General features: G+C 71.3%; 9 protein-coding genes. 4 read left to right on the forward strand and 5 right to left on the reverse strand.

The window, feature by feature from the left end; translation table 11 throughout:
• The 3 genes from minC to minE all read left to right on the forward strand — a co-directional run.
• The coding region (gene minC / locus Y694_RS19365) for a septum site-determining protein MinC (protein WP_036235523.1) at window positions 1-422 on the forward strand (422 nt) is incomplete at its 5' end.
• A gap of 34 nt (window positions 423-456) precedes the next feature.
• Window positions 457-1,272, forward strand: coding sequence for a septum site-determining protein MinD (gene minD, locus Y694_RS19370; protein WP_036235525.1), 816 nt, complete (start codon window positions 457-459; stop codon window positions 1,270-1,272).
• 4 nt (window positions 1,273-1,276) lie between these two features.
• Window positions 1,277-1,543, forward strand: coding sequence for a cell division topological specificity factor MinE (gene minE / locus Y694_RS19375; protein ID WP_011830917.1), 267 nt, complete (start codon window positions 1,277-1,279; stop codon window positions 1,541-1,543).
• A gap of 27 nt (window positions 1,544-1,570) precedes the next feature.
• Here the strand turns inward: minE and Y694_RS19380 are convergent, their stop codons facing one another.
• The gene (locus Y694_RS19380; protein ID WP_011830916.1) at window positions 1,571-2,254 is read right to left on the reverse strand and encodes a hypothetical protein; all 684 of its coding nucleotides are present in this window, start codon (window positions 2,252-2,254) and stop codon (window positions 1,571-1,573) included.
• Between the two features lie 231 nt (window positions 2,255-2,485).
• Here Y694_RS19380 and Y694_RS26880 point away from each other — a divergent pair, with 231 nt between their 5' ends.
• Window positions 2,486-3,178, forward strand: a complete 693-nt coding sequence (locus Y694_RS26880; RefSeq protein ID WP_011830915.1) for a septal ring lytic transglycosylase RlpA family protein — start codon at window positions 2,486-2,488, stop codon at window positions 3,176-3,178.
• Window positions 3,179-3,194: 16 nt separating this feature from the next.
• Here Y694_RS26880 and Y694_RS19390 read toward each other — a convergent pair whose 3' ends face one another.
• The 4 genes from Y694_RS19390 to Y694_RS24485 all read right to left on the reverse strand — a co-directional run.
• On the reverse strand, window positions 3,195-3,767 hold the full coding sequence (locus Y694_RS19390; RefSeq protein ID WP_011830914.1) for a GAF domain-containing protein: 573 nt from the start codon (window positions 3,765-3,767) through the stop codon (window positions 3,195-3,197).
• 71 nt (window positions 3,768-3,838) lie between these two features.
• Entirely contained in the window at window positions 3,839-4,474 is a 636-nt protein-coding gene (locus Y694_RS19395; RefSeq protein ID WP_036235526.1) for a YitT family protein, read from the reverse strand.
• Between the two features lie 50 nt (window positions 4,475-4,524).
• Window positions 4,525-4,860 (reverse strand): hypothetical protein, encoded by a 336-nt coding sequence (locus Y694_RS25040; RefSeq protein ID WP_051495907.1) that lies wholly within the window; start codon window positions 4,858-4,860, stop codon window positions 4,525-4,527.
• A partial coding sequence (locus Y694_RS24485; protein ID WP_197028826.1) for an aminotransferase class V-fold PLP-dependent enzyme occupies window positions 4,857-5,536 on the reverse strand: 680 nt, incomplete at its 5' end. The genes Y694_RS24485 and Y694_RS25040, both read right to left, overlap by 4 nt.

Consider the following 5,536-nt stretch of genomic DNA (forward strand, 5'->3'; position numbering starts at 1 on the left):
CGCCGCCGGCCCGCGCGCCGGCGCCGGTGCCTGCCGCGCCGCCGGTCATGCTGACCGAGGTCATCCGCGAGGTGCCGGTGGCCGGCCCCGGCACGATGGTCATCGACCGGCCGCTGCGTTCGGGCCAGCAGGTCTACGCCAAGGGTTGCGACCTGGTGGTGCTGGCGGCGGTGAACGTCGGCGCCGAGGTCATCGCCGATGGCCACATCCATGTCTACGGGCCGCTGCGCGGCCGGGCGATCGCCGGCGCCCGCGGCAACGCCGACGCCCGCATCTTCGCCACCTGCATGGAGCCGCAGCTGGTCTCCATCGCGGGCACCTACCGCACCACCGAAACCCCCTTGCCTGCCGAGGTGCTGGGCAAGCCGGCCCAGGTGAGGCTGCAAGGCGACAAGCTCCTGCTCGAGGCCCTGAAGGCCTGACGAGCGTTCCATCTACTGAAAGGATCTGCTACCGATGGCCAGAATCATCGTCGTGACCTCCGGCAAGGGAGGCGTGGGCAAGACGACCACCAGCGCCAGCTTCGCATCCGGCCTGGCGCTGCAGGGCCACAAGACGGCCGTGATCGACTTCGACGTCGGCCTGCGCAACCTCGACCTGATCATGGGCTGCGAGCGCCGCGTGGTGTACGACCTCATCAACGTCATCCACAACGAAGCCAACCTGAACCAGGCGCTGATCAAGGACAAGCAGAGCGACAACCTGTTCGTGCTCGCCGCGTCGCAGACCCGCGACAAGGAAGCGCTGACCAAGGACGGCGTGGAGCGCGTGCTGAAGGACCTGGCGGACATGGGTTTCGAGTACATCGTCTGCGACTCGCCGGCCGGCATCGAGACCGGTGCGCTGATGGCGATGCACTTCGCCGACGAGGCGATCATCGTCACCAACCCCGAGGTCTCGTCGGTGCGCGACTCCGACCGCATCCTCGGCATGCTGTCGTCGAAGACCAAGCGGGCGATCGAGGGCAAGGAGCCGATCAAGGAGCACCTGCTGATCACGCGCTACAACCCCAACCGCGTGGTGGGCGGGCAGATGCTCTCGCTGGAGGACATCCAGGAGATCCTGCGCATCGACCTGATCGGCGTGATCCCCGAGTCCGAGACGGTGCTCGACGCGTCCAACCAGGGCGTGCCCGCGATCTACATGCGCGGCACACCGGTGTCAGAAGCGTACAAGGACGTGGTGCGCCGCTTCCGCGGCGAGAACCCGCCGATGCGCTTCGTCGAGGCCGATCGGCCGGGTTTCTTCAAGCGCGTGTTCGGAGGGAGGTGAACCCATGTCCCTGCTTTCCTTCCTGCTCGGAGAAAAGAAGAAGACCGCCAGCGTCGCCAAGGAGCGGCTGCAGATCATCCTGGCCCACGAACGCAGCGGGCGCGGCGGCAGCCGGCCCGACTACCTCGAGGCCCTGCAGCGCGAACTGGTGGCGGTGATCTCGAAGTACGTGTCGATCAAGCCCGAGGACATCAAGGTCCACCTGCAGAAGCAGGACAACCTTGAGGTCCTCGAAGTCAAGCTCGAGCTGCCCGAAGCCGCACGCGGCTGAACCGGGGGCCGCCGCCGCGGGCGGCGGCTACTTCACGTACATCACGCGCATCCCGAGCAGCTTGCCCTCGGGCCGGTCCAGCACGTGGATCGTGGTCTGGCGCGGCTTGAAGCCCTCGGGCATCGGCACGCTGCCGCGCAGGCTCTCGTGGCTGCCCACCGAGATCGCGACCGGCTTCAGGCTGACCGTGGTCTCGGTGCCGCGCGCGGTCTCGCCGGCGACGATGAACTGCATCACGCCGGCGAGCGGCTTGCCGGCCGTGGCGCGGTCGCGGGTCAGGATCACGTCGTAGGCCAGTGCCGAGCCGTCGACGGTGAATCGCCCGGCACGCACCTCCACCGTGCCGCCGCGCGGGTCGGGCGGCAGCGAGGCCACCACCGCGGCCACGTCCTTGCGCAGGCGCTCGGCGGTGTCGCGGCTGGCACCCAGCTCGTCGGCCAGCCCCTTCTTGTCGGCGAGGGCCGCCTCGAGCTGCTTCGTGGTGTCGGCGAGCGCGCCCTCCAGGCGCAGGCGCTCGGCCTCGGCCTTCTCGTACGAGGCGCGCAGCGCGGTCGACGCGCTGGCCGACAGCCGGGGCGGCAGGTAGCGCTCCTGGATCAGCACGACGCCTCCCGCGCCGATCGCGATGCCGACCAGCAGCAGCACCAGCCAGCGGGGCAGGCGCCAGCGCGAGCGCCTTCTTCCATAGGGATCAAATGCAACAGGTTTCATGAACCGGACATCCGTGTTGTTGTGGTCTGAGCGGGGTGGCAGAACCCAAAGGTTACAACCCTCCGGCCCCGGCGCTGAAACACGATGTCAGGCGGCCGGTCGGACGGGCGCCGATCGGGCCTCGTCGGATCGTGACGGACTCGACGCAAAAGGGCTCTGGCGGGTCTTCGCTGGCGCGATGCCGGCCTTTTGACACGCAAGTGCAATCGCCACCCGCCGACATCAGCGGACATGGTGAACTGCATTCGCATTGCGCCGCCATCGCCCCTGGGGCATGGCCTGCGCCTGATCCTCATCCTCGCGGCGGCCATGCTGGTCGTCGGCTGCGGCACGGTCCGCCTGCCCGGCGGCACACCGCCGCCCGCGCCGTCGGTCGAACCCGAAGCCAGCCCAGCGCCGCTGCCGGAGCCGCCGCAAACCCGCACGCCGCGCGTCGCCAAGCGGGCCCCCGCGCCGCTCGTCGATGCCGTGCCGCGCGTGGAGCGCATCCGCCAGGGGGCACCGAACCATCCATATGTGATCCGCGGCGAGTCCTACGAGCCCGATGACACCGATGTGCCGTGGTTCGAGATCGGCGTGGCCTCCTGGTACGGCGAGCCCTTCCACGGACGCCGCACCGCCAACGGCGAGGTCTACGACATGCACGGCATGACGGCGGCGCACAAGACCATGCCGCTGCCCAGCTACGCGGTGGTGCGCAACCGCGTCAACGGCCGGCAGGTGGTGGTGCGCGTGAACGACCGCGGTCCCTTCATCGACGGCCGCGTGATCGACCTCAGCTTCGCGGCGGCCCGCAAGCTCGGCATCCGCGGCCTCGGCGAGGTCGAGGTCCGCCGCCTGACGCACGACGAGATCCGGGCCGGCAGCTGGAAGAAGCTGCCGCAGACGATGGCGGTGGGCGAGGACCGCGCCAAGCTCGAGTAGCGCCGCGTCGCGCCGCTCAGCCCGCGAACCGCAGCGCGTCGGGTCGCCGGGCGCGCCCTTGCAGGCGGTGCATCAGCAGGCTGCCGATCACGCCAGCCTGGCGCATCAGCGAGATCTGCGTCGCCGACCACTCGACCGGCGCGCCGGTCTGTTCGCCGCACAGCAGGCCGGTGCGCCGGCCGTTGACGGCAAACGGCACGTCGAGCAGCGAGTGGATGTCGTGCGGCAGCAGGTAGGCCTCGCGCATCGAGCGCAGTGCCGGATGGCTCTGGGCGTCGTTCGCGCTCAGGATGCCCCAGCGGTCGAGCTCGCGGAAGTAGTCGGGGTGCTGCTGCTCGACCAGCGGCGGCAGCGGCGTGGCGTCGTGGCCCGCGTGGTGCAGCCGCTCGCAGTGCAGTGCCTGCTGCGGTCCGCGCTGCGAGTAGGTCCATACGCTGACGCGGTCGCAGCCCAGGCCCTCGGCCAGCACCGGCAGCGCCTGCGAGAAGAAGTCGTCCAGCCCCAGCAGCTCCTGCTCGTGCAGGTGGACGCAGTGCCGGATCCGTGCCAGCGCACGGCGTCCGGGAGCGGAGAGGAGTTCTGACGGCATGGTCTTGGGGCTGCGGTGAGCGTGCCGGGTTATCGGCCGGGACCCGCAGCGCTTGAGGGGCGCGGCCCGGCTCAGCGGGCCACGTAGCGCCCCGGACGGTGGTTGATGGCCAGCACCAGATTCAGCGCCACCGCACCGGCCACCGACAGCAGCACCTGCCGGGGCGCGACGACCGCGAAGGCCAGCGCGACGATGCTGCAGTCGAGCGCCATCTGCAGCTGGCCGGCGCGCCAGCCCCGCTGCTGCTGCAGCACCACCGCGACGATGCCGATGCCGCCCACGCTCGCCTGGTGGCGGAACAGCGCGAGCATGCCCATGCCGATCAGCGTGCCGCCCATCAGCGCGGCATACAGCGGCTGCAGCGGCGCAAAGCCGATCCAGCGCGGCAGCCACTCGCTCTGGACCGACAGCAGCGCCACGGCGACGAAGGTCTTCAGCGTGAAGGCATGGCCGAGATGGCGCCAGGCGAGCCAGTAGAACGGCAGGTTGATCGCGAAGAACAGCGCGCCGAAGGACCCGCCGGTCGCGTAGTGCAGCAGGAAGGCCAGGCCCGCGGTGCCGCCGGCCAGCAGCCCGGCCTGCTGGAACATCGCGATCCCCAGCGCCATGGCCGCCGTGCCGAGCAGCAGCGCCATCGCGTCCTCGAAGACGGAGTGGCGGGTGATGCCGTCTTCGTCTTCGTCGTCGCTGCTGTCGGTCGTGTCCATGGGCGCGAGGTGGCGCAAGCTCCGTGCCGGGCAGCCGTGCTCGCGCGAGCTCAGGCGCCGGCGCTCAGCGCGTCGCCGTGCTCCAGCACCAGCGCGGGGAGCGCATCCACCTCGGCCGCCCCGGTGCCGAAGTTGACGATGCAGGCCCGCAGCCAGAAACGGCCGTCCACCACGGCCGGGCCGAGCCAGGCGCGGCCATCGTGCTGCAGGCGCTCCAGCAGGCGGCGGTTCAGCGCGTCGAGCGCGGCCTCGTCGTGGGCTTCACGGGGGTCGGGCCGGTAGCGCAGCGTCGCGATGCTCAGGCTGCCGGGGCCCGCCTCGAGCCGTGGCGTGGCCTGCACGCGCTCGCGCAGCCGCCGGGCCAGCGCGATGTCGTCGCCGATCATCTGCCGGTAGCCGTCGCGGCCGGCATGCGCAGCGCGAGCCAGACCTTCAGCGCGCGGAAGCCACGCGTGTTCTGCGGTCCGAGCTCGTGGAAGTTCAGGCCCTCGTCGACGCGCGGTGCGCCGTAGTAGGGCGGGCGCTGGCTGAAGGCGTCGAGCAGGTGGCGCGGGTCGCGCACCAGCACGCAGCCGGCCTCGATCGGCGCGTAGAGCCACTTGTGCGGGTCGAGCGCCAGCGAGTCGGCCTCGCGCAGGCCCGGCAGGTCGGCCGGCGCGTCTTCGCCCAGGCAGGCCGCCGGCGCGCCATAGGCGCCGTCGACGTGGAACCACAGGCCGTGCCGGCTGCACAGCGCGGCCATGGCCGGCAGCGGATCGATCGCGCCGGTGCTCACCGTGCCGGCCGTGCCCACCGCCATCAGCGGCTGCACGCCGGCGGCGAGATCGGCCTCGATGCTCGCGGCCAGCGCGCCCACGTCGAGGCGTTGCTCGGCATCGGTCGGGATCCAGCGCACCGCCTGCAGCCCGAGGCCGGCGATGTCGACCGCCTTGTGCAGCCAGGCGTGCGTCTGTGTCGACGCGTAGACCGCCAGCGGCGCCGCCGCCCGCAGTCCCTGTTCGCGCACCGCCGGGCGCACCGCGCGCCGCGCGGCCAGCAGCGCCACCAGGTGGCCAGCGTGCC

Source organism: Methylibium sp. T29-B (assembly GCF_000576225.1).
Classification (GTDB): domain Bacteria; phylum Pseudomonadota; class Gammaproteobacteria; order Burkholderiales; family Burkholderiaceae_C; genus Methylibium; species Methylibium petroleiphilum.

Bases quoted from the DNA above. Each gene is read 5' to 3' on its own strand.
- Y694_RS19390 (WP_011830914.1), bottom strand. From the start codon at position 3,767: ATGCCGTCAGAACTCCTCTCCGCTCCCGGACGCCGTGCGCTGGCACGG.
- Y694_RS19380 (WP_011830916.1), bottom strand. From the start codon at position 2,254: ATGAAACCTGTTGCATTTGATCCCTATGGAAGAAGGCGCTCGCGCTGG.
- Y694_RS25040 (WP_051495907.1), bottom strand. From the start codon at position 4,860: ATGATCGGCGACGACATCGCGCTGGCCCGGCGGCTGCGCGAGCGCGTG.
- Y694_RS19395 (WP_036235526.1), bottom strand. From the start codon at position 4,474: ATGGACACGACCGACAGCAGCGACGACGAAGACGAAGACGGCATCACC.
- Y694_RS26880 (WP_011830915.1), top strand. From the start codon at position 2,486: ATGGTGAACTGCATTCGCATTGCGCCGCCATCGCCCCTGGGGCATGGC.
- minE (WP_011830917.1), top strand. From the start codon at position 1,277: ATGTCCCTGCTTTCCTTCCTGCTCGGAGAAAAGAAGAAGACCGCCAGC.
- minD (WP_036235525.1), top strand. From the start codon at position 457: ATGGCCAGAATCATCGTCGTGACCTCCGGCAAGGGAGGCGTGGGCAAG.